The organism is Neorhizobium sp. P12A (assembly GCF_008365395.1).
In the GTDB taxonomy this organism is placed as follows: Bacteria; Pseudomonadota; Alphaproteobacteria; order Rhizobiales; family Rhizobiaceae; genus Rhizobium.
On the sequence record NZ_QOVX01000003.1, the window covers coordinates 134217 to 154944 of the forward strand.

General features: G+C 60.1%; 19 protein-coding genes. 13 read left to right on the top strand and 6 right to left on the bottom strand.

All coding sequences use genetic code 11. The features are described 5' to 3' along the window. Window positions 1-79: 79 nt before the first annotated feature. The 7 genes from obgE (at window position 80) to modC (ending at window position 7417) form a co-directional block, all read left to right on the top strand. Window positions 80-1171, top strand: coding sequence for a GTPase ObgE (gene obgE, locus DTW90_RS12420; protein ID WP_149338679.1), 1092 nt, complete (start codon window positions 80-82; stop codon window positions 1169-1171). Next, on the top strand, window positions 1168-2319 hold the full coding sequence (gene proB, locus DTW90_RS12425) for a glutamate 5-kinase (protein WP_149338681.1): 1152 nt from the start codon (window positions 1168-1170) through the stop codon (window positions 2317-2319). The genes obgE and proB overlap by 4 nt, the downstream gene beginning before the upstream one ends. Further along, window positions 2312-3595, top strand: coding sequence for a glutamate-5-semialdehyde dehydrogenase (locus DTW90_RS12430; protein ID WP_149338683.1), 1284 nt, complete (start codon window positions 2312-2314; stop codon window positions 3593-3595). Before proB ends, DTW90_RS12430 begins: the two co-directional genes overlap by 8 nt. Then, window positions 3576-4214 (top strand): nicotinate-nucleotide adenylyltransferase, encoded by a 639-nt coding sequence (locus tag DTW90_RS12435; protein ID WP_188079936.1) that lies wholly within the window; start codon window positions 3576-3578, stop codon window positions 4212-4214. The genes DTW90_RS12430 and DTW90_RS12435 overlap by 20 nt, the downstream gene beginning before the upstream one ends. 553 nt (window positions 4215-4767) lie before the next feature. After that, window positions 4768-5562, top strand: a complete 795-nt coding sequence (gene modA / locus DTW90_RS12440) for a molybdate ABC transporter substrate-binding protein (protein ID WP_149338685.1) — start codon at window positions 4768-4770, stop codon at window positions 5560-5562. A gap of 83 nt (window positions 5563-5645) precedes the next feature. After that, window positions 5646-6347, top strand: a complete 702-nt coding sequence (gene modB, locus DTW90_RS12445) for a molybdate ABC transporter permease subunit (protein ID WP_149338687.1) — start codon at window positions 5646-5648, stop codon at window positions 6345-6347. Beyond that, window positions 6344-7417 carry a molybdenum ABC transporter ATP-binding protein gene (modC, locus tag DTW90_RS12450; RefSeq protein WP_149338689.1) on the top strand — a complete coding sequence of 358 codons (1074 nt, stop codon included), beginning with the start codon at window positions 6344-6346 and terminating at the stop codon, window positions 7415-7417. The genes modB and modC overlap by 4 nt, the downstream gene beginning before the upstream one ends. Before the next feature lie 18 nt (window positions 7418-7435). On the opposite strand, the gene DTW90_RS12455 is transcribed toward modC, so the two are convergent. Then, entirely contained in the window at window positions 7436-7813 is a 378-nt protein-coding gene (locus DTW90_RS12455; protein ID WP_132521897.1) for a winged helix-turn-helix domain-containing protein, read from the bottom strand. A 240-nt stretch (window positions 7814-8053) separates the two neighbouring features. Here DTW90_RS12455 and rsfS point away from each other — a divergent pair, with 240 nt between their 5' ends. The 6 genes from rsfS (at window position 8054) to DTW90_RS12485 (ending at window position 13824) form a co-directional block, all read left to right on the top strand. Continuing rightward, the gene (rsfS, locus tag DTW90_RS12460) at window positions 8054-8497 is read left to right on the top strand and encodes a ribosome silencing factor (protein ID WP_132521899.1); all 444 of its coding nucleotides are present in this window, start codon (window positions 8054-8056) and stop codon (window positions 8495-8497) included. A gap of 112 nt (window positions 8498-8609) precedes the next feature. Continuing rightward, on the top strand, window positions 8610-9092 hold the full coding sequence (gene rlmH, locus DTW90_RS12465; protein ID WP_132521901.1) for a 23S rRNA (pseudouridine(1915)-N(3))-methyltransferase RlmH: 483 nt from the start codon (window positions 8610-8612) through the stop codon (window positions 9090-9092). A gap of 119 nt (window positions 9093-9211) precedes the next feature. Further along, window positions 9212-10672 (top strand): murein hydrolase activator EnvC, encoded by a 1461-nt coding sequence (locus DTW90_RS12470; RefSeq protein ID WP_149338690.1) that lies wholly within the window; start codon window positions 9212-9214, stop codon window positions 10670-10672. Continuing rightward, complete coding sequence (locus DTW90_RS12475) at window positions 10662-11993, top strand: S41 family peptidase (RefSeq protein WP_132521905.1); 1332 nt, start codon at window positions 10662-10664, stop codon at window positions 11991-11993. Before DTW90_RS12470 ends, DTW90_RS12475 begins: the two co-directional genes overlap by 11 nt. 81 nt (window positions 11994-12074) lie before the next feature. Then, entirely contained in the window at window positions 12075-13265 is a 1191-nt protein-coding gene (locus tag DTW90_RS12480; RefSeq protein ID WP_149338692.1) for a divergent polysaccharide deacetylase family protein, read from the top strand. Between the two features lie 16 nt (window positions 13266-13281). Then, the gene (locus DTW90_RS12485; protein WP_149338694.1) at window positions 13282-13824 is read left to right on the top strand and encodes an RNA pyrophosphohydrolase; all 543 of its coding nucleotides are present in this window, start codon (window positions 13282-13284) and stop codon (window positions 13822-13824) included. A 100-nt stretch (window positions 13825-13924) separates the two neighbouring features. On the opposite strand, the gene bfr is transcribed toward DTW90_RS12485, so the two are convergent. From bfr to DTW90_RS37605, 5 genes are all read right to left on the bottom strand, one after another. Continuing rightward, a complete protein-coding gene (gene bfr, locus DTW90_RS12490; RefSeq protein WP_132521911.1) occupies window positions 13925-14410 on the bottom strand; it encodes a bacterioferritin in 486 nt (161 codons plus the stop codon). Further along, the gene (locus tag DTW90_RS12495; RefSeq protein WP_149338696.1) at window positions 14376-14687 is read right to left on the bottom strand and encodes a (2Fe-2S)-binding protein; all 312 of its coding nucleotides are present in this window, start codon (window positions 14685-14687) and stop codon (window positions 14376-14378) included. The genes bfr and DTW90_RS12495 overlap by 35 nt, the downstream gene beginning before the upstream one ends. Window positions 14688-14825: 138 nt before the next feature. Then, a complete protein-coding gene (locus tag DTW90_RS12500; RefSeq protein ID WP_149338697.1) occupies window positions 14826-18287 on the bottom strand; it encodes an error-prone DNA polymerase in 3462 nt (1153 codons plus the stop codon). Next, complete coding sequence (locus tag DTW90_RS12505; RefSeq protein ID WP_281407569.1) at window positions 18284-19825, bottom strand: DNA polymerase Y family protein; 1542 nt, start codon at window positions 19823-19825, stop codon at window positions 18284-18286. The genes DTW90_RS12500 and DTW90_RS12505 overlap by 4 nt, the downstream gene beginning before the upstream one ends. Next, the gene (locus tag DTW90_RS37605) at window positions 19737-20687 is read right to left on the bottom strand and encodes a hypothetical protein (RefSeq protein WP_245512656.1); all 951 of its coding nucleotides are present in this window, start codon (window positions 20685-20687) and stop codon (window positions 19737-19739) included. The genes DTW90_RS12505 and DTW90_RS37605 overlap by 89 nt, the downstream gene beginning before the upstream one ends. Window positions 20688-20728 lie beyond the last annotated feature (41 nt).

The following is a 20728-nucleotide window of genomic DNA, read 5'->3' on the forward strand; positions in this document are numbered from 1 at the left end:
TAATCTTTGACCTCCGGCTGAACCGCCTATATCGAAGGCGGCATGACGGGACAACTGGACACCGAGTGGCAGAAGTAAAATGAAATTTCTCGACGAAGCAAAGGTCTATATTCGGTCTGGTGATGGCGGCGCAGGCAGCGTCTCCTTCCGCCGCGAGAAGTTCATCGAATTCGGCGGACCGGACGGTGGTGACGGCGGCCGCGGCGGCGACGTTTGGGCGGAGGCCGTCAACGGCCTGAATACGCTCATCGATTTTCGCTTCCAGCAGCACTTCAAGGCCCAGATCGGCACGCATGGCATGGGCAGGAACCGCACCGGCGCCAATGGCGGCGACGTGACGCTCAAGGTTCCCGTCGGCACCCAGATCTTCGAGGAAGACCAGGAAACCCTGATCTGCGACCTGACTCAGGAAGGCCAGCGATTCCGCATCGCGACCGGCGGCAATGGCGGTTTCGGCAACGCCCATTTCAAAACCTCGACCAACCAGGCGCCGGATTGGGCCAATCCGGGCCTACCGGGCGAAGAAAAGACCATCTGGCTGCGGCTGAAGCTGATTGCCGATGCCGGGCTCGTCGGATTGCCCAATGCCGGCAAGTCGACCTTCCTCGCAGCGGTCACCCGCGCGCGACCGAAGATCGCCAACTACCCGTTCACGACGCTGCACCCGAACCTCGGTGTCGCAACCGTCGACGGCAACGAATTCATTCTTGCAGACATCCCCGGCCTGATCGAGGGCGCCCATGAAGGCGTCGGCATCGGCGACCGCTTCCTCGGCCATGTCGAGCGCACGCGCGTTTTGCTGCATCTCGTGTCCGCCCAGGAAGAAAAGGTCGGCAAGGCCTACAAGACGGTCAAGCACGAGCTTGAAGCCTATGGCAACGATCTTACCGAAAAGCCGGAAATCGTCGCCCTCTCGCAGATCGACGTGCTGGACGAAGAGACGCTGAAGAAGAAGACGCGGGAACTGGCGCGCGCCTGCGGCAGCAAGCCGTACCAGATTTCGGCGGTCACGGGTCGCGGCATGACGGAAGTGCTGCGCGCGCTGCGCGAAATCATCGCCGAGACCAAGAGCGAGATCGACACACCCGCCAAGGCCGTAAAAACGCGCCACCGCGATATGATCCTCACGGACGAGGACGACGACGCAGCAGATGAGGACGAGCAGGCATGACAAGCCGCAAACCGCTCGACCGCTACCGCCGCATCGTCATCAAGATCGGCTCGGCCCTTCTTGTCGATCGCAAGACAGGGTTGAAAAAGAGTTGGTTGGACGGCATTTGCGCCGACATTGCCGGCCTCAAGGCCAAGGGTGTCGATGTGCTCGTGGTTTCATCCGGCGCCATTGCGCTCGGCCGTTCGGTGCTCGACCTGCCCTCCGGCGCGTTGAAACTAGAAGAAAGCCAGGCGGCTGCAGCAGTCGGCCAGATTGCCCTTGCCCGCGCCTGGTCGGAAAGCCTGTCGCATGACGGCATCGTTGCCGGCCAGATCCTGCTGACGCTCGGCGATACAGAAGAGCGTCGCCGCTATCTCAATGCCCGCGCCACCATCAGCCAGCTTCTGAAGATCGGCGCCGTGCCGATCATCAACGAGAACGACACGGTCGCGACCAGCGAAATTCGCTATGGCGACAATGATCGCCTCGCCGCTCGCGTCGCGACAATGACCGGCGCCGACCTGCTGATCCTGCTCTCGGATATCGACGGGCTCTATACGGCGCCTCCGCATCTCGATCCCGATGCCCGGTTCCTGGAAACGATCGCCGAGATCACGCCTGAGATCGAGGCGATGGCCGGCGGGGCGGCATCGGAGCTGTCGCGCGGCGGCATGCGCACCAAGATCGATGCCGGCAAGATCGCGACCGGCGCCGGCTGCGCCATGATCATTGCCTCCGGCAAGACCGACAATCCGCTGAGCTCGATCGAAAACGGCGCGCGCTCCTCGTGGTTTGCCCCTTCGGGCACGCCGGTGACCGCCCGCAAGACCTGGATTGCCGGGCAATTGCAGCCCGCCGGCGCGTTGCATGTCGACGAAGGCGCGGTGACAGCACTCGGGTCAGGCAAGAGCCTGCTTCCCGCAGGCGTGCGCAGCATTTCCGGCCAGTTCGGCAGAGGCGACACCGTCGCCGTCATCGGCCCCGGGGGACGGGAGATCGCACGCGGTCTGGCAGGCTACGATGCGGACGAGGCGCGCCAGATCACCGGTCGCAAATCATCGGAGATCGAGGCCATCCTCGGCTATCCCGGCCGCGCCGCAATGGTCCATCGTGATGATCTGGTCATGACAGCATATGTGAAGACGAAGGACGAAGCCCATGCTTGATAAGGTCGCAGCAGCCGCAGACATCGACGCTCTCATGAACGAGATCGGCCGCAAGGCACGGGCTGCATCGCGACCATTGGGCTTTGCTTCGACCAAGGACAAGAACAAGGCCCTCAACGCCATGGCCGATGCTATCTTGGCAAACAGGGATCACATCCTTTCGGAAAATGCCAAGGACCTTGAGGATGTTAAGGGCACGGATATGCTCGCCTCCTTCGTCGACCGACTAACGCTCAATGAGAAGCGCGTCGACGAGATGGCCGAGGGCATTCGCGCCGTTGCCACGCTGAAGGATCCGGTCGGCGAAATCATTGCGGCCTGGGATCGGCCGAACGGCCTGAAGATCGAGCGCACCCGCACGCCGCTCGGCGTCATCGGCGTGATCTTCGAGAGCCGTCCGAACGTGACGGCCGATGCCGGCGCGCTGTGCCTCAAGGCCGGCAACGCCGTCATCCTCCGCTGCGGCACGGATTCTCGGCGCTCGTCTCAGGCAATCCATGCCTGCCTCGTCGAAGGATTGAAGGCCGCCGGCCTGCCGGAACATGCCATCCAACTCGTGCCCGTCAGCGACCGCGCTGCCGTCGGCGCCATGCTTCGCGGCCTCGAAGGAACGATCGACGTCATCGTGCCGCGCGGCGGAAAAAGCCTCGTCGCCCGCGTCCAGAACGAAGCGCGCGTGCCGGTTTTCGCCCATCTCGAGGGCCTTTGCCACATCTATGTCGACAAATCCGCGGACCTCGACATGGCAAAGACGATCATCGTCAACGCCAAGATGCGCCGCACCGGCGTCTGCGGCTCGGCCGAGACTTTGCTAGTCGATAAGGCCGTCGCTTCGACCCATCTGAAGCCGCTGCTTGATGCACTGGTCGCCGCCGGATGCGAAATCCGGGCATCGGCCGACGTTCTCAGCCTCGTGCCCGGGCTCAAGCCCGCCACCGAAGAAGACTGGTCGACCGAATATCTGGACGCAATCATATCTGTCGCGCTCGTTGACGGTATTTCCGGCGCCATTGGCCATATCAATAAATATTCCTCGAACCACACGGAAGCTGTGCTCGCCGAGGATCCCCAGGTGGTCGAGCGTTTCTTCACGGAAATCGACTCGGCCATTCTGCTGCACAACGCCTCGACGCAGTTTGCCGATGGCGGCGAATTCGGCATGGGGGCAGAGATCGGCATTGCAACCGGCAAGATGCATGCGCGGGGCCCGGTCGGGGTGGAGCAGCTGACGTCCTTCAAATATCGCGTACGGGGCAATGGACAGATTCGGCCCTGAAGTGCACGTCGACGAGATTGATCGCCGCTATCTGCGCATGCCGCATACAGAGCGCGGCATGGTGGTTGGTCTTTTTGGTGGATCGTTCAACCCGCCCCATCTCGGCCACGCCCTCGTTGCCGAGATCGCCATCCGCCGCCTGAACCTCGATCAGCTCTGGTGGATGGTCACGCCAGGCAATCCGCTGAAGAGCCGCAACCATCTGGCGCCGCTTGCCGAACGCATCGCGCTCAGCGAAGAGATCGCGCCCGGTCCGCGCGTCAAGGTCACCGCTTTCGAGCAGGCATTGGGCGTGAGCTACACGGCCAACACGCTTGCCCGCGTCAAGGCCCGCAATCCCCACGTCCATTTCATATGGATCATGGGTGCCGACAGCCTCAACACCTTCCACCACTGGCAGAAATGGCAGCAGATCGCCCGGACCTTTCCGATCGCCGTCATCGATCGTCCCGGCTCGACGCTGTCCTATCTCTCGGCCAAGATGGCCAAGACGTTCCACTATGCGCGGATCGACGAGGATGATGCCGGTGTTTTGTGGAAGAAGCGCGCGCCGGCCTGGACCTTCATTCACGGTCGCCGCTCGGCATTGAGCTCGACGGCTCTGCGGGCTGCGCAGTAAGGGCCAGCCGGCTTATTTCTTTATGAGGAAATCCCAAAAATGAAGAGGCCCGACGAGGGAGGAGATTCGCCGGGCCTTCAAACCTGATCGGCAACTGGGAGGAGGAGTGTTGCCGATCCAACGAAACGACTTTGGGAGGAGGAGGTCGTCGTTTCGATGGTTGAGTTTTACCATAAGCAATGAGAAATAAAACATACGATAGTGCATTGCAGCAATGCATTAACGCTGTGACTGACCTAATTCCATGCCCAAAAAATGCTTCTTTCGTATCAGTTTCGCCTAAGATTTATCCTCCATGGTGAGTATATGCCACCAGATTCGCTCAAAAGCCACGAATCGTAACGTTGCGCATCATACCGTGAACGAATCCGCTTCGAATCATCCGCCAAAGCTATGCAACAGGCGAATACTTCAGAGACGAGCCGATCCATCCGGATGCAAAACCCCATCAATTTCGTAGACTTAGGCCGCTGTATTTTTCGAAATACATCCCTAGTCAAAGCTCGGGGGCCGTTATATTCCTCGAAATATGTCGACATCAGGAGAGAAACAAATGGCCTTCCGCCGCCGCCAATGGATCAAGCTTGCAAGTGCCGCCCTTTCTGCCGCATGGCTGGGAATTGCCGCTATTCCGGCGCCCGCCTTCGCTGCCGACAAGATCGTTGTCTTTGCAGCCGCCAGCATGAAGAACGCGCTCGACAACATGGATGCCGCCTTCACCAAGGAGACCGGCAAGGAAGTAACCGTTTCCTATGCCGCCAGCGGCGCGTTGGCAAAGCAGCTTGAAAATGGCGCCCCCGCCGACGTTTTCATCTCGGCCGACACTGACTGGATGGATTACGTCACCAAAAAGAAGCTGATCAAGGACGGCACCCAGGTTAACCTTCTCGGCAACCAGATCGTATTGGTCGCGGCCAAGGACAAGGCAAAGCCTGTTGAAATCAAGCAGGGCATGGACCTTGCCGGTCTGCTCGGCGACGGACGCCTTGCCATGGGCGAGCCCAAGTCGGTGCCGGCAGGCAAGTATGGCCAGGCCGCCTTGGAAAAGCTCGGCCTCTGGTCCTCCGTCGAAAAGAAGGTCGCCGGCGCAGAAAGCGTACGCGCCGCCCTCGCCCTCGTTTCGCGAGGTGAAGCGCCTTACGGCATCGTCTACCAGACGGACGTCTCTTCCGATCCGGGCGTTGCGATCGCCGGCACATTCCCGGAAGACAGCCATCCGCCGATCATCTATCCGATCGCTATTACGGCCGACAGCAAGAACCCGGATACGCAGGCCTATTTCGATTACATGAAATCGGCTAAGGCTGCACCGTTCTTCGAGCATGAAGGCTTCACGATACTGAAGTGAGCATTTCGCTCGCTTGATATCGGTCGGATTTGCACAGGCTCGCTACGCATGGCGGGCCTGAATTGTTTTGACGAGGCTATATCTTGGACGCATTGGGCCTGACGAGCGACGAATGGACGGCGATTTTCCTCAGCCTGCGCGTTTCGTCGGTCGCGATGCTGGCGAGCCTGCCCTTCGGGATCGCCACGGCGCTGCTGCTGGCGCGCGGCAGGTTCTGGGGCAAATCGATCTTCAATGGCGTCGTCCATCTTCCCCTGATCTTGCCGCCCGTCGTTACCGGCTTCCTTCTTCTTATTCTCTTCGGCCGTAAAGGGCCGATCGGCGCCCTTCTCGACCAGTATTTCGGGATCGTCTTTTCTTTCCGGTGGACGGGAGCCGCACTCGCCTGTGCTGTCATGGGCTTCCCGCTGATGGTCAGAAGCATCCGGCTGTCGATCGAGACGGTCGACCGCAAGCTGGAGGAGGCGGCTGGGACATTGGGGGCGAGCCCCGCCTGGACCTTCGCGACGATCACCCTGCCTTTGATCCTGCCCGGCATTATCGCCGGCATGATCCTTTCCTTCGCCAAGGCCATGGGTGAATTCGGCGCGACCATCACCTTCGTCTCCAACATTCCCGGCGAAACGCAGACCCTTTCGGCGGCGATCTATACCTTCACCCAGGTGCCGGGCGGCGATGCAGGCGCTTTGCGATTGACCCTGATCTCGGTGGTCATCTCCATGGCGGCTCTCCTTGCCTCCGAATTCCTTGCTTATCTCATCGGCCGCCGGGTGGATTTCGAATGACACTGACCGTCGATATCGGCCATCGGCTGGGCACCTTCTCGCTCGACGCAGCCTTTACCTGCGAGAGCGGCGTCACTGCCCTCTTCGGCCGCTCCGGCTCAGGCAAGACGTCGATGGTCCGCATCATCGCGGGGCTGATGCGGCCGGATCGCGGCAGCGTCGTCTTTGACGGCAGAGTGCTTGCAGATGCCGAAAAACGCATCTTCTTGCCACGTCACCGCCGGCGCTTCGGCTATGTCTTTCAGGAGGCCCGGCTCTTCCCGCATCTGACCGTTCGGCAGAACCTCAACTACGGCCGCTGGTTTGCACCAAAGACAGAGCGAAGCGAAAATCTCGATCAGGTCGTCGACCTGCTCGGCATCGAAGCCTTGCTGGATCGCCGGCCCGGCAAGCTTTCCGGCGGCGAGAAGCAGCGCGTCGCAATCGGCCGCGCCCTCCTCTCCTCGCCAAGGCTGCTGCTGATGGACGAGCCGCTTGCAGCACTCGACGATGCCCGCAAGGCCGAAATCCTGCCCTATCTCGAGCGATTGCGCGACGAAACAAAGATCCCGATCGTCTATGTCAGCCACTCCATCGCCGAGGTCGCGCGGCTTGCCAGCCATGTGGTCGTCATGCGTGACGGCAAGGTAGAGACAACGGGATCGCCGGTGGAGGTCTTCAGCCAGCCCGCTGCATCGCAGGTCTCCGACCGCCGTGAAGCCGGCGCCTTGATAGAGGGCCGCGTCGAGGATGTGTTGGGGGATCATGGACTGACGGTCGTCGCGTTGAAGGCCGGCCATCTCTTTGTTCCCGGCCGATCACCCGCGGTCGGCAAGACCGTCCGCGTGCATATTCCGGCCCGCGACGTCATGCTGGCGACAAGTCGCCCCGAGGGTCTCAGCGCCCTTAATATACTGGAAGGCAGGATCGACTTCATCGGAGGGGTCGCCGATGGAATGCTTGAAGTGCGGATCGACTGCGCCGGTGATTCCATTCTCGTTCGCCTGACGCGACTTTCCCTCGAGCGGCTTAATCTGAGCGTCGGCAAATCCGTATTCGCGATCATAAAGACGGTGGCGCTCGAAGCCTGAAACATAGGGGCCTGAAATCTACGAACCTGCCGGCGGCTCCTTGCTTCGGTTCGCCTCCAGCCAATCGAGTTCTCCGGCAAGCGCCTGCTCCAGGACGGCTTCCATATGTCGGAAGCGCTGCAGCAGCTCCTCGCCGAACGCGGTCAACGCAGCCCCTCCGCCTTTCTGGCCGCCACGCTGTGATTCGACCACGGGTTCACGGAACATCCGGTTGAGGTCGCTGATCAACAGCCATGCGCGGCGATAGGACATGTCCATCGCGCGGCCGGCGGCCGAGATCGAGCCGGTTTCTCTTATATGTTCAAGGAGTTCCATCTTGCCGCGACCGAGCCGATCCGCGGGCGGAAAGTCGATCCGCAGGACAAGCCGGAGAGAATGTTGCAAGGCGTCGCTCATGTCTGTGTTTTCACCACTTCCTGTCGATTTTTACCTCTGCTCCTGGCCGCCCTGCATTGTCAAATCATGGCCTTTGCAGATTAGCTGGGCAACTGCTCGCAATTTCGCTAAAGAAGCGGCGAAATGTGAACAGAAACGCAGTTCAGGGCGTAAAGTGACCATGGTTGCGTCTTGAAACGTTAACGGATTGATGCCTATCTTTATACATGATTTGGGCAGCCGCCCGGATCAACGAAGCGCATGTTCTGTTATTTCAGGAAAGGAAAAGCACTGACAACAGTACACGCCAAGGGAAGGACGCAAGTCATTGTCCCGAAGAGCCCGGAACGTGGCGCCGATGCCGCTGCCCGCGCCCTGCAAGCCGTCCTCGTCAGCCTCGAGGATTCCAAAGCTGAAGATATCGTCACCATCAACATCGCTGGAAAGTCCGCGCTCGGAGACTACATGGTAGTCGTATCCGGACGCTCGAACAGGCATGTCCTGGCGATCACCGATCACCTCATCACCGACCTTAAGGACGACGGATACGGCAACGCCCGTGTCGAAGGTGCGGAAGCAGGCGATTGGGTGCTGATTGACACCGGTGACATCATTGTCCATGTGTTCCGCCCTGAAATCCGCGAGTTCTACAACATCGAGAAGATGTGGGCCGCGCCGGATATCGACGAGAGCAAGCTGCACTGACAGGTTCCTGAGTTTTCCGGGACCCGGCACGCGAAGCTGAAAGGCCGGTAGACATCTTCCGGCAGATGGCGATGTTGCGCTGCTTTGAACGCAGCGCAAGTTGGGAGCGGGAATGCGCATTGGGCTTTTTGCCGTGGGACGGTTGAAAACCGGCCCTGAAAAGGATCTTGCGGCCCGTTATTTCGATCGGTTTGCCAAGGCCGGCCCGGCGATCGGCCTGGAACTTGCGCGCATGACCGAAGTCACCGAAAGCCGTGCATCGAGCAGCGACACGCGCAAACGCGAGGAAGCCGCCCAGCTGCAAAAGGCGCTCCCCGAAGGCGGCATCCTTGTTCTGCTCGACGAGCGCGGCAAGGCTTTCGACAGTGAATCCTTTGCAGAATTTCTGGGAAATTATCGCGATCAGGGCAAGCGCGATCTGACGATCGCGATCGGCGGTGCCGACGGGCTCGACCCCTCTCTTTACGACAAGGCGGACGCCACAATCTGCCTCGGCAAAATGACCTGGCCGCACCAACTCGTGCGCATCCTGATTGCCGAGCAACTCTATCGCGCCGTCACTATTTTGTCCGGCCACCCCTATCATCGGGCATAATATTAACCAATCGCTCACACAGGATTGTTTTGATTCAGTCTGCGGAATTGGCCATGCTTCTTGGCTAATCGCAGCAAATCAGCTTAGTTTCCGCGCGATTGAAAATTGGCCCGTATTGGATGACGCCTGCCCCGAAGACGCTTTTCCGCCTGTTGCCGCCTTTTGCGGCGTGCCTTGGCATGGGCATCCTTATGATATCGGCGGTCAATTCCGGCAGCATTGCCATCGCGCAGGATTCCGGCGTTGCGGCTGATCAAAACCAGCCAGGATCGCCCGACGATCGCGAAGCGGCCGCGCCACCGGCAAGCGGACAGCCGGCAGATCCGGCCGCTGAACTGACCGAGAAGCGCAACCAGACGCGCGCCGAGCTGGACGCCCTGTCGAAGACCATCACGCTGTCGGCCGACAAGACGAAGGAGCTGCAGGACAGCATTGCCGCGCTCGACAAGAGCAGCGCCAGCCTGCGCCAGGCACTGATCGATTCCGCCACCCGCCGCAAGGAGATGGACGGCAAGATCCAGCAGAGCGAGAAGACCCTCACCGACCTGAAGGTGAAGGAGGACGCCATCCGCCAGTCGCTGCACGAACGGCGCGGTCTGCTTGCGGAAGTCCTGGCGGCGCTGGAGCGCATGGGCCGAAATCCACCGCCGGCGCTTCTCGTGACGCCCGACGATGCGCTCGCTTCCGTTCGCAGCGCCATCCTTCTCGGCGCCGTCGTGCCCGGCATGCGCAAGGCGACCGACAAGCTGGTTGCCGATCTCACCGATCTCTCCAAACTGCAGGCCGCCGCCGCCGACGAGAAATCGGATCTTACCGCCACGATGACCAACAGCCTGGAAGAGGAGCGCCGAATGGACCTCCTCATCGCTGAAAACGACAAGCACAGCAAGGAAAACAGCGCTCAACTGGAAGCAGAGCAGAAGCGCTCCGAGGAACTGGCAAGCCAGGCAACCAGTCTAGAGGGCCTCGTAGCCTCGCTGGAAAGCCAGATCGGCTCGGTTCGAGACGCCGCCGCAGCCGCCCGGCAGGAACAGGCGCGCCGGGAGCAACTCACCGATGAGCAGCGCGAGCAGGCCAAGGCGCTTGCCGAAAGCGGTGTGCCCGATAAAAACCGCATTGCGCCCGCATATCCCTTCTCCGACCTTAAAGGGAAGCTGGAGTTGCCTGTGGCAGGCGATATTCTCCGTCAATTCGGCGACGATGACGGAACGGAACATGCGGCCGCGGGCGTGACGATCGCGACTGGCCCCGAAGCGCTGGTGACGGCGCCGGCAGACGGAACGGTGGTATTCGCCGGTGCCTTCCGCAGCTACGGCCAGATGGTAATCCTCGATACTGGTGACGGCTATCACATGGTGCTTTCGGGCATGGATGCGATCAAGACGCGTCAGGGCAAGTTTGTCTTCGCCGGCGAACCGCTTGCTGTCATGGGCGAAAAAAGAGTCGCGAGCGCGACCGCATTGGCGCTGGAAACAGATCGGCCAACGCTTTACATTGAATTTCGAAAAGATGGAAAACCGGTCGATTCCCGACCTTGGTGGACCACCAAAGATACTGGAAAGGCACGCAATGATACGTAGGGCTTCACTTGTTCTCGCCGGTGCATTGATGGGTGCGACCGCGATGGGCGTCATCTATTCTGCAGTGCTGCCGGCTGAAGCGGCCGGCGCATCCACCTACAAGGAATTGTCGATCTTCGGCGATGTCTTTGAACGTGTCCGCGCGCAATACGTGACCCCGCCTCAGGAAGACAAGCTTATTGAAGCCGCCATCAACGGCATGCTTGCCTCGCTCGACCCGCATTCGAGCTATATGAACGCCAAGGATGCCGAAGACATGCGCACCCAGACCAAGGGTGAGTTCGGCGGTCTCGGCATCGAAGTCACCATGGACAATGATCTGGTCAAGGTCATCACCCCGATCGACGACACTCCTGCCGCCAAGGCTGGCGTTCTTGCCGGCGACTATATCACGGCCATCGACGGCCAGTCCGTTCGCGGCCTGAAGCTCGAAGACGCCGTTGAAAAGATGCGCGGCGAAGTCAAGACTCCGATCAAGCTGACACTGATGCGCAAGGGCGTCGACAAGCCGATCGACATCACTGTCATCCGCGACGTCATCGCCGTTGCTGCCGTCAAGTCGCGCGTCGAGGGCGATGTCGGCTATCTCCGCATCATATCCTTCACCGAAAAGACGACGCCAGATCTCGAAGCAGCGATCGCCAAGATCAAGCAGCAGGTTCCGGCCGACAAGCTCAAGGGCTATGTGCTCGACCTTCGCCTCAACCCGGGCGGCCTGCTCGACCAGGCGATCAACGTTGCCGATGACGTTCTCGAGCGCGGCGAAGTGGTTTCCACCCGCGGCCGCAACCCGGATGAAACCCGCCGCTTCAATGCCGGCCCGGGCGACCTGACGGACGGCAAGCCGATCATCGTTCTGATCAACGGAGGCTCGGCCTCCGCTTCGGAAATCGTCGCCGGCGCTCTCCAGGATCTGCGTCGCGCGACCGTTCTCGGCACGCAATCCTTCGGCAAGGGCTCGGTCCAGACGATCATCCCGCTCGGCGCAAGCGGCGAGAATGGCGCGCTGCGTCTGACGACGGCGCTCTATTACACGCCATCGGGCCGCTCGATCCAGGGTACCGGCATCACGCCTGACATCAAGGTTGACGAGCCGCTGCCGGACGATCTGAAGGGCAAGCTGGTGACCGAAGGCGAATCCAGCCTGCGCGGCCACATCAAGGGCCAGAACGAGACCGACACCGGTTCCGGCTCTGCCGCCTATGTCCCGCCGGATCCGAAGGACGACGTCCAGCTCAATTATGCGCTCGACCTTCTGCGTGGCGCCAAGACCGATCCGGCCTTCCCGCCGAACCCGGAAAAGGCCGTATCCTCCAAGTAATCTCAAGGGCGCCGGGCCGGAAACAGCCCGGCGCTTCACACTATCGACTGGACAGTTTCCCGATCGGGGCGGGCACGGAAATTGGGAACGGATTTGCATGCACCCCTGGGCCAGAATCGCCCCCCTGGCCGCAAGCGACGGCCTTGGCCTTTCGGCCGCATTCTCGCCGGCCTGTGTCTCATGGCGGTCGCCGGATTCTCGCTTTACTCATCCCTGACAAAAGACCCATTGCAGAAGACTGAGCCGGTCGAGACGGCGCAGAAGGCAGCACCGCAGCCGGATGCCGAAAAACCGAACCCGAATGCGGATGCTGGCAAGGCCACGGTGAAACAGGCCGACCCGCAATCCGGCGCCAATGTCCAGCGGACGCTGACCGGCGACGGCTCCATCGTAACCACCTTCAGCCCGCGACCGCGTGACGGCTCCGGCCCTGTCATCATCGACGCCAATCAGGTCGGCCAGGATCCGCGCATGGCGGGAATGCCCAACGACGCTCTGCTGGAGGATTCGCCCTACGGCAAGCTGCCGATCGTCGGCCCCAATGGTCTGAGGCCCATGGAGCAATATGCACGGCCATGGTCGGGCGCCCGTGGGACGCGCATTGCGATTGTCGTGAGCGGCCTTGGCCTCAGCCAGACGGGCACGCAGCGGGCGATCGAGAAACTGCCGGAGGAAGTGACCCTTGCCTTTGCAGCAAGCGGCAACAGCCTGCAGCGCTGGATGCAGGAGGGACGCCGCAACGGCCACGAAATCCTGATGCAGGTGCCCTTCGAACCCTTTGACTATCCCGGCAACAATCCCGGTCCCGACACGCTGCTGACATCGCAGCCGGCAGCGAAGAATATCGAAGAGCTGCACAAGGCCATGGGCGAAATCACCAATTACACAGGCATCATGAACTATCTCGGCGGCCGCTTCCTGTCGAATTCCGATGCGCTGGAGCCGGTCATGCGTGATATCGGCAAACGTGGTCTGCTCTTTCTCGACGACGGCTCCTCGGCGCAATCGAAATCCGGCACGATCGCCAAGGCTCTCTCCGTTCCCCACGGCTTTGCCGATGTGCAATTGGACGGCGAACTGCAAACCGATGCCATCATGAAGAAGCTGGACGAGTTGGAACGAATTGCCCGTCGCAACGGCTCGGCGATCGGTGTTGCCTCCGCCTTCGACGAAAGCATCGATGCCATCAGCAAATGGAGCGAGGGCGCAGCCATGCGCGGCATCGAGATCGTCGGTGTCTCCGCCCTTGTCGACGATCCCGAACACCCCTGATCTGCAGGAGAAACCGATGAGCAAGACCCCAGAAACCATCAAGGCAGAGGATCTGCCCTACCGGCCATGCGTCGGCGTGATGATCCTGAACAGCCAGGGCCTCGTCTGGGCCGGACGGCGCATACCCGACGGCAATTCCGAATATGATGGTTCGCCGCAGCTCTGGCAGATGCCGCAAGGCGGCATCGACGACGGCGAGGATCCTTTGGAGGCCGCCTATCGCGAACTCCATGAGGAAACCGGCATGAAGACGGTGAGCCTGCTTGCCGAGGCAAAGGACTGGATCAACTACGACCTGCCGCCACAACTCATCGGCATCGGCTTGAAAGGCAAGTTTCGTGGCCAGACACAACGCTGGTTCGCCTTCCGCTTCGAAGGCGATGAAAGCGAGATCGCCATCAATCCGCCGCCGGGCGGTCACGAGGCCGAATTTGACGCCTGGGAATGGAAACCGATGACCGATCTGCCGGGACTGATCGTTCCCTTCAAGCGCGCCGTCTATGATCAGGTCGTTTCCGAATTCCAGCATCTGGCAGGCCTGCCCGCCGTTGACGACTGAAGCTGCAGAGCGCCGTCAAAAAGAAACGCCACGCTTGAGAGAGCGTGGCGTTTCTTTTCAGGATGGAACAGGCCTGATCAAAACCTTGGCCGAAAGGCGCTTACTCAGCCTCGTCCGCCGAATCGGCGTTCAACTGGCCGTATTTCGTTTCGCCGATCTTGTTGAGCAGATCGATCTGGGTCTCGAGGAAATCGATGTGACCTTCCTCATCGGAAAGAAGTTCCTCGAACAGCTTCATGGAGACGAAGTCCCCGAGATCGTGACAAATTTCGCGTGATTTCTTGTAGGCCGTCCGAGCGTCGTATTCGCCGGCAAGATCAGCTTCCAGCACTTCCTTGACATTCTGGCCGATCCGCAACGGCGCCAGCGTCTGGAGGTTCGGATGGCCTTCCAGGAAGATGATGCGGGCAACAAGGCGGTCGGCGTGGTGCATCTCTTCGATGGACTCGGCACGCTCTTTCTTGGCGAGCTTCGTATATCCCCAGTCTTCGAGAAGGCGATAGTGGACCCAATATTGGTTGACTGCACCGAGTTCGAGAAACAGCGCCTCGTTAAGCCGCTCGATGACTTTTTTGTCGCCTTTCAATGTCCGCTCTCCTGTTCTCTTCATGGAATTGTCTCAGGCGGGACATGAAATCAAATATTTCCGCTTCCGTCGAGTGGCGACGGGCGTGATATTCCTCGGTCGTCTTGATGATCAGATCAACGACATTGGGAAAGCAACCGCAGCAGCGGCCGCGCTTTTCCATGGCATGGTAGACTTTTGCAGGAACGATAAGCTGCCAGCAATCTTCATCAAGGAAGGCGTTGATGACGTCTTTGATTTCCTTGTCGGTAATGTAATTACAACTGCAGACCAGCATTCTCGTTCAGTCCGTCAAACATGACATCGTCTATCCTCTTTAATTGCTAAAGAAGAGGTCCGCTGTCAAGAAAGATTCATGATTTTTCCGCATCGGCCCTGTTGCGTGTTGTCACATCGGCGTGACGCAGGCCGGGAATCAATGGAAATTGCGGCCCTTTGGCATGACCTCGGCAGTCTCGCCAGCATCGCTGCGGTCAGCCGTCGCCGCCGGCGGAAGCAATGGAAGCGCTCTATTCGCATTCCGCGAAAATTTCCGCTCCCGTTGATCCATGCCCGGATGCACCACTTCGTCCGAACGGGGATTGATGCCGAAGCGCCTGGCCTCGCGCTGCAGGATGCCGAGAGCCGAAGTCATGTCCTCGATATGATCGACAACGACATGAATGACACCGCTCTGGCTCTGCAGACGGCCCCTTATCTTGACCAGTCGTGCTCCCATAACGACGGGACGGTATTTTTCGAAGGCCTTTGGCCAGACAATGGCATTCGAGACACCCGTCTCATCCTCGAGCGTCATGAAGATCACGCCCTTTGCCGATCCCGGTCGCTGACGCACCAGAACAAGACCGGCAATCGTCACCATCCTGCCATTCGCGACATTGAGGAGATCGACACTGCGCGTAATGCCCATCTGCACAAACCGCTCACGCAGGAAGGAAACCGGATGCGCCTTCAGGGAGAGTGACAGGTAGCGGTAATCCTCGATCACCTGCTCACCCTGCAGCATGGCGGGGAGAGAAACAGCAGGCTCGATCTGCAGATCCGCAGACCCCGCAACGTCGAATAGCGGCAGCTTTTCCGCGGCACTCTTCACATCCAATGCACGCACTTCCCATAGAGCCTGCCGCCGTCCAAGGCCGAGAGAGCCGAAGGCATCCGCATCCGCCAACCGCTCGATATCGGCCTTATCAAGGCCCGACCGCAGCCAGAGATCACGGACGGAGACATAGCCGGCGCCTCTGTTCTGCAAGAATTTCTCTAGCGACTTCTCCGACAGCCCTTTGACTTGCCGAAAGCCAAGACGAACCGCATTCCGGGTCTTGATAACTTCCCGCATCTCAGCATGCCTGAAATCGACGCTCGCTCGATCGAACTCGGCTTCTTCCAGGAGGCAATCCCAGTCCGAGAAGTTGATATCAACCGGCCTGATCTGGACCCCATGCTCTCGCGCATCGCGAACGAGTTGTGCAGGCGCGTAAAAGCCCATGGGCTGCGAATTCAGCATCGCCGCACAGAAGACATCGGGATAATAGGCCTTCATCCAGGACGAGGCATAGACGAGGAGCGCAAAGGAGGCCGCATGACTTTCGGGAAAGCCGTACTCGCCGAAGCCCTTGATCTGGTTGAAACATTGCTGCGCAAATTCGAGCGGATAGTCTTTCCGGACCATGCCGTCGATGAATTTTTTCTCGAAGCTGCCGATCGTTCCCGTTCGTTTGAAAGTCGCCATCGCCCGCCGCAACTGATCGGCCTCCGTCGGCTTGAAACCCGCAGCGGTGATGGCGATCTGCATTGCCTGCTCCTGAAACAGGGGAACGCCGAGCGTCCGCTCAAGTACCGGGATCAATTCCTCCTTCGGGTATTCGATCGGAATGCCCTGTGCCTTCTGCTCGCGCCGCTTCAGATATGGATGCACCATATTGCCTTGGATCGGGCCAGGTCGGACGATCGCCACCTCAATGACGAGATCATAGAAGCGGTTTGGCTTTAGCCGCGGCAGCATGCTCATCTGCGCCCGGCTTTCGATCTGGAAGACGCCGAGCGTGTCGGCGCGGCACATCATCGCGTAGACCGGCTTGCCCTCATCGCCATGCTCCCGATTACCAAGTTCCGCGAGCTCCTTCCTAACGCCGTAATGTGATTCAAGCAGCGAAAAAGCCCGACGCAGGCAGGTCAACATGCCGAGCGCCAGAACATCCACCTTCAGGAGGCCGACATTGTCCAGATCGTCCTTGTCCCATTCGATCATGTAGCGATCAGGCATCGCCGTCTTCATGATCGGCACGATCTCATCGAGCCTGTCACGGGTAATGACGAAGCCACCGACATGCTGCGTCAAATGACGGGGGAAGGAAAGAAGCTCGGAGGCATATTTGAGGACGTGCAGGGTCACGGGGTCCTCCATGTCGAGCCCGGCCGCCTTTGCGTCTCGTTCCGATAGATTGTCCTCAGACCAGCCCCAGACGAGACTGCTGATCGCCGACTGCACATCCTCCGACAGGCCGAAGGCCTTGGAAACCTCGCGGCCGGCCGAACGCGTGCGATAACTCGTCACCCCCGCCGTCAGCCCGGCATGCTCCTTGCCATAGCGCTTGTAGATGAATTGGATAACTTCCTCGCGCCGGCTGTGTTCGAAGTCGACATCGATATCCGGCGGCTCGTCGCGGTCCATGGAAAGGAAACGATCGAAGAGCAGCGTGCTCTTTTGAGGATCGACCTCGGTGATCTCCAGGCAATAGCAGATGACAGAATTCGCAGCCGACCCTCGGCCCTGACAGAGAACTTTAAGCTCATACCGGGCATGCTGTACGATCCTGTAGACGGTCAGAAAATAGGACGCATAATTCTTGTCGCGAACGAGCTTCAGTTCGTAATGGATCTGTTCGGCAACTTTTTTCGGAATCTCTTCGGGCGCGTAACGTTTTGCCGCTCCGGACCAGGTCAGCCGCTCCAATGTCGCGAAAGGCGTTTCCCCCGGCTCGTTTTCCGGCGGATAGTTGTGCATGAGTTCCTTGATCGAGAATTGAAGCGCGCCGAAGAAGCGCTTCGCATTGTCGATCGCATCGGGATATTCCTTGAAAAGCCGGGTCATCTCCCGATCGGTCTTGATATGACGCTCGGCATTCGGCGCCAGCAGGAAACCCGCCTCTGAAATCAGCACATGTTCGCGGATCGCAGTGACCACGTCGGATAGTGGCCGGCGTTCGGCGTGATGGTAGAGCGGCTGGTTCGTGGCGACGAGAGGAACCCGGGTGCGACCGGCAAGCAGGGAGAAAGTGGCAAAGCTCTGCCGATCCCGGCCGTCATAGGCAGGCGAAAGAACGAGGTGGAAGGCCTCACGGAACCTCACACGAAAGCGTACTAGACAGTCTTCCAGACGTCGGTAACTGTCCGCATCATCGATAACAGCACGATCAGGGACAAGGGCGAGCATCATCTCATCGCCCCACTCCAAAAAGTCGCTCTCATTCAGGAGGCAGGTTCCCTTTTTCGCCTCGTCCTTCAGGTTCCCTGCGCTCAACAACCGGCAGAGATTGGCCCAGCCCTGACGATTGCAAGGATAGGCAAGGATATCCGGTGTTCCATCGCAGAAAACCAGGCGCGCGCCCGGCTGTATCCGGATCGGTTCGATGACGGGATCGTTCTTTTCCTTTTCGTCGAGCTCACCGCGCTGCCAGCGCCCATATTTGGCGGCGATATGCACGGCCTGCATATGCGCCCGCACGACGCCGGCGACGGAGTTTCTGTCGGCTATGCCGAGACCGCCGAGCTTCATGACAGCGGCCTGCACGACCATTTCTTCAGGCTTGGACGCGCCTTCAAGAAAGGAAAAATTCGTCCTTGCGCCGATTTCGCAAAATGCAGTGGGGATGGTCATGCGAAAAGCCCATGCATGAACCATTTTGGAGGATTTTCGCCCCCGTACAGACCTTGGCGATAGATCCAGAAGCGATGGCCCGTCCCGTCCTCGATGCGGAAATAATCCCGGCTTTCGGCCTTATCGATCCACCATTCCATGGCAAGCCGTTCCGGTCCTTCGCTTCTTGCCACCTGATGCCGCAGGCGCCGCCACTGGAAGATCTGCGGCGGTCCATCGGGCACCTCGGCAAGCACGGCTTCGACCAGCTCCGGCTTGGCGAGAAGCCGCAAGGGCCGCTCGCTTCTGAAAGGAACGGTCGGCTCTCCTTTGGCTTGCCGATGATGCTTTTCCGCTTCGATCGCCGGTATCGAGATTGCTGCACGCTCCGGCACATGGCTTTCGCACAGGGCAAAACGCTGCAGGCAATCTTCGCCGAGACGGGCCGAGACGCGATCGACGAAGGCGGACAGCGATATCTCGTCCTGCCGGTCACTATCGAAATCGGCCTGCCTGGCATCCAGGATGTCATGATGCAGCACGTTCAGCCGCAGAATCTCGAAGCCATAGCCGGCGTCGAGGTCGTCATAGATTGCTTGCAGCCGTTCGGCAAACAGGGCAGCGATAGCCTTCGCCTCCCGGAGCGGCCGCGACGCACCAACGGCGATGCGAAAGACCCTGCCGTCCACGCGAAAAAGAACCAACTCGAACCGCCTGCCGCCAATCCCTCGCGCCTCCAGCGACAGTTTCAGGGAAAGGGCAACCTGAACGGCAATTGCAAGAATCTGGTCTTCTGTTCCGATCGGTTCGGCCAGCTGGCGTTCCGCCGACAGGCTGGCCACAGGCCGGCGCGGCGAGATCGGTTCTTCCTGCTGCCCCAGAGCCTGATCGAGACGCAGAAGCAGCTCCGCACCGAAGCGACGGGCAAGCGGCGCCCGCGGCGCTCTCATGACGTCGCCCACATATTTGAGCCCGACCTTCCTCAACGCATCGATCATCTCCCGCTCCACCCTAAGAGCAGCAACCGGCAAGGAGGCCAGCACATCGAGAGCCCTCTCGTCGTCGATCAACCCGCCACTGCCAAAACGCGTTGCCGCCCAGGAGAGCCCTGGCGACGACGAAATGGCGCCGCGCGCATCGATCCCCATCTGAAAGAGCCGAGAGAGAATATCCTTGAGAATGGCCGCCTCACCACCGAAGAGATGCGCACAGCCGGTAATATCGAGAAACAGCCCATCCTTTCCGTCAAGGGCAACAAGCGGAGTATAGCGATCGCACCAGTCGGCAATGCCTTCGAGAAAACGCCGATCAGCTGCAGTATCCTCATCAATCACGTCGAGCCTGGGATGGATAGCGCGCGCCTCGGCAACACCCTGTCCTTTTCGAAGGCCGATCTTCTCTGCCACTTCGTCCAGCGCCGTCAGCCGCATGGCGTTGTTCTGCCGCCCGGAACAGACGATCGGCGGCGCCTCAGGACGCCCGGTCGAACGCCAGGAGAGCCCCCATCGCTTTCTGGCGATCCGGTCCGTTGGAAGATGCGGGAAGTGGATCGCGAGAATGCGCTGTGCGTTCGCCTGGAAGGCGAGTGTCGACTGGCTGGTAGACAGGAAGAAACCGGCGGTCATGGGGATTCCACTCCAAAAGAAGGGAGATGGGAGCCGGGTTGCGGCTCTTCTCCAGGGTGAGACGAAAGACCGGATTGCCGATGCTGCCGCCTAGCATCGAACCATCCGGCAGAAGCCGCGCCTGAGCCGGCGCGGGGTCGACAAGAAAGCGGAAGAAAGCGCTACTGGCTTCTTCCTCGCCGGCTTGCCGCAAAAGAAAAAGAGGACGCTCCGACGCCTTTGCCCTGAGATTCAATCGCCGGCTTTCGGTCAGGCCGAAAGGCTTCGGATTGCCGCGCACCTCAAGAATGGTCGCAGGAAAGACACCGCTTTCAACAGCCGCTTCCGCAAGCCAAAGCGCGTCTTCGAGCTTGCGGGGACTTGCATGGAGGAAAAGCTCCGGCCGCAATCCGAAATCCTTCAAGCCGACGGCATAGGGAACACCGGCCTCCATCGAAGACACCCTGTCGGCGATCCATAAAACCGGCAGGCAGGTGCGGTTCTCCTCCTCATCCTGCCGCTGCACGAGTGCCGCAAGCGCCAGCGCAAAGCCGCTGCTCGAGCTGCCATCGCGCAGCATATGCGTGCGGATTTCCGTCAGGCCGTCGAGCGGCAACCCTCCCTCCAGGGCCTCGTCCAGATCGGATATGCCGAAGCTCAGACGGCGCGCATTCTCCCGCTTCTGCGCCTCAATACCGCCATTTGCCAAGTCCTGCATGTCAGCTGCAGCCAAAGCCGGCACCGGCTTGCCTTCGAGCTTCGCAATGGTTTCACGCAGGGCAAAAAGCTTTTCCCGCGCCACGGCAGCCTTAGCCATGGACGTTGCTCCAGATAATTTCGTTCCTGTTATGTTCCTAT

Bases quoted from the DNA above. Each gene is read 5' to 3' on its own strand.
- proB (WP_149338681.1), top strand. From the start codon at position 1,168: ATGACAAGCCGCAAACCGCTCGACCGCTACCGCCGCATCGTCATCAAG.
- DTW90_RS12470 (WP_149338690.1), top strand. From the start codon at position 9,212: ATGACGCCTGCCCCGAAGACGCTTTTCCGCCTGTTGCCGCCTTTTGCG.
- obgE (WP_149338679.1), top strand. From the start codon at position 80: ATGAAATTTCTCGACGAAGCAAAGGTCTATATTCGGTCTGGTGATGGC.
- DTW90_RS12455 (WP_132521897.1), bottom strand. From the start codon at position 7,813: ATGAGCGACGCCTTGCAACATTCTCTCCGGCTTGTCCTGCGGATCGAC.
- DTW90_RS37605 (WP_245512656.1), bottom strand. From the start codon at position 20,687: ATGGCTAAGGCTGCCGTGGCGCGGGAAAAGCTTTTTGCCCTGCGTGAA.
- DTW90_RS12475 (WP_132521905.1), top strand. From the start codon at position 10,662: ATGATACGTAGGGCTTCACTTGTTCTCGCCGGTGCATTGATGGGTGCG.
- modC (WP_149338689.1), top strand. From the start codon at position 6,344: ATGACACTGACCGTCGATATCGGCCATCGGCTGGGCACCTTCTCGCTC.
- modA (WP_149338685.1), top strand. From the start codon at position 4,768: ATGGCCTTCCGCCGCCGCCAATGGATCAAGCTTGCAAGTGCCGCCCTT.
- rlmH (WP_132521901.1), top strand. From the start codon at position 8,610: ATGCGCATTGGGCTTTTTGCCGTGGGACGGTTGAAAACCGGCCCTGAA.
- DTW90_RS12430 (WP_149338683.1), top strand. From the start codon at position 2,312: ATGCTTGATAAGGTCGCAGCAGCCGCAGACATCGACGCTCTCATGAAC.
- DTW90_RS12485 (WP_149338694.1), top strand. From the start codon at position 13,282: ATGAGCAAGACCCCAGAAACCATCAAGGCAGAGGATCTGCCCTACCGG.
- rsfS (WP_132521899.1), top strand. From the start codon at position 8,054: ATGTTCTGTTATTTCAGGAAAGGAAAAGCACTGACAACAGTACACGCC.
- DTW90_RS12435 (WP_188079936.1), top strand. From the start codon at position 3,576: ATGGACAGATTCGGCCCTGAAGTGCACGTCGACGAGATTGATCGCCGC.
- DTW90_RS12495 (WP_149338696.1), bottom strand. From the start codon at position 14,687: ATGCTGGTCTGCAGTTGTAATTACATTACCGACAAGGAAATCAAAGAC.
- DTW90_RS12500 (WP_149338697.1), bottom strand. From the start codon at position 18,287: ATGACCATCCCCACTGCATTTTGCGAAATCGGCGCAAGGACGAATTTT.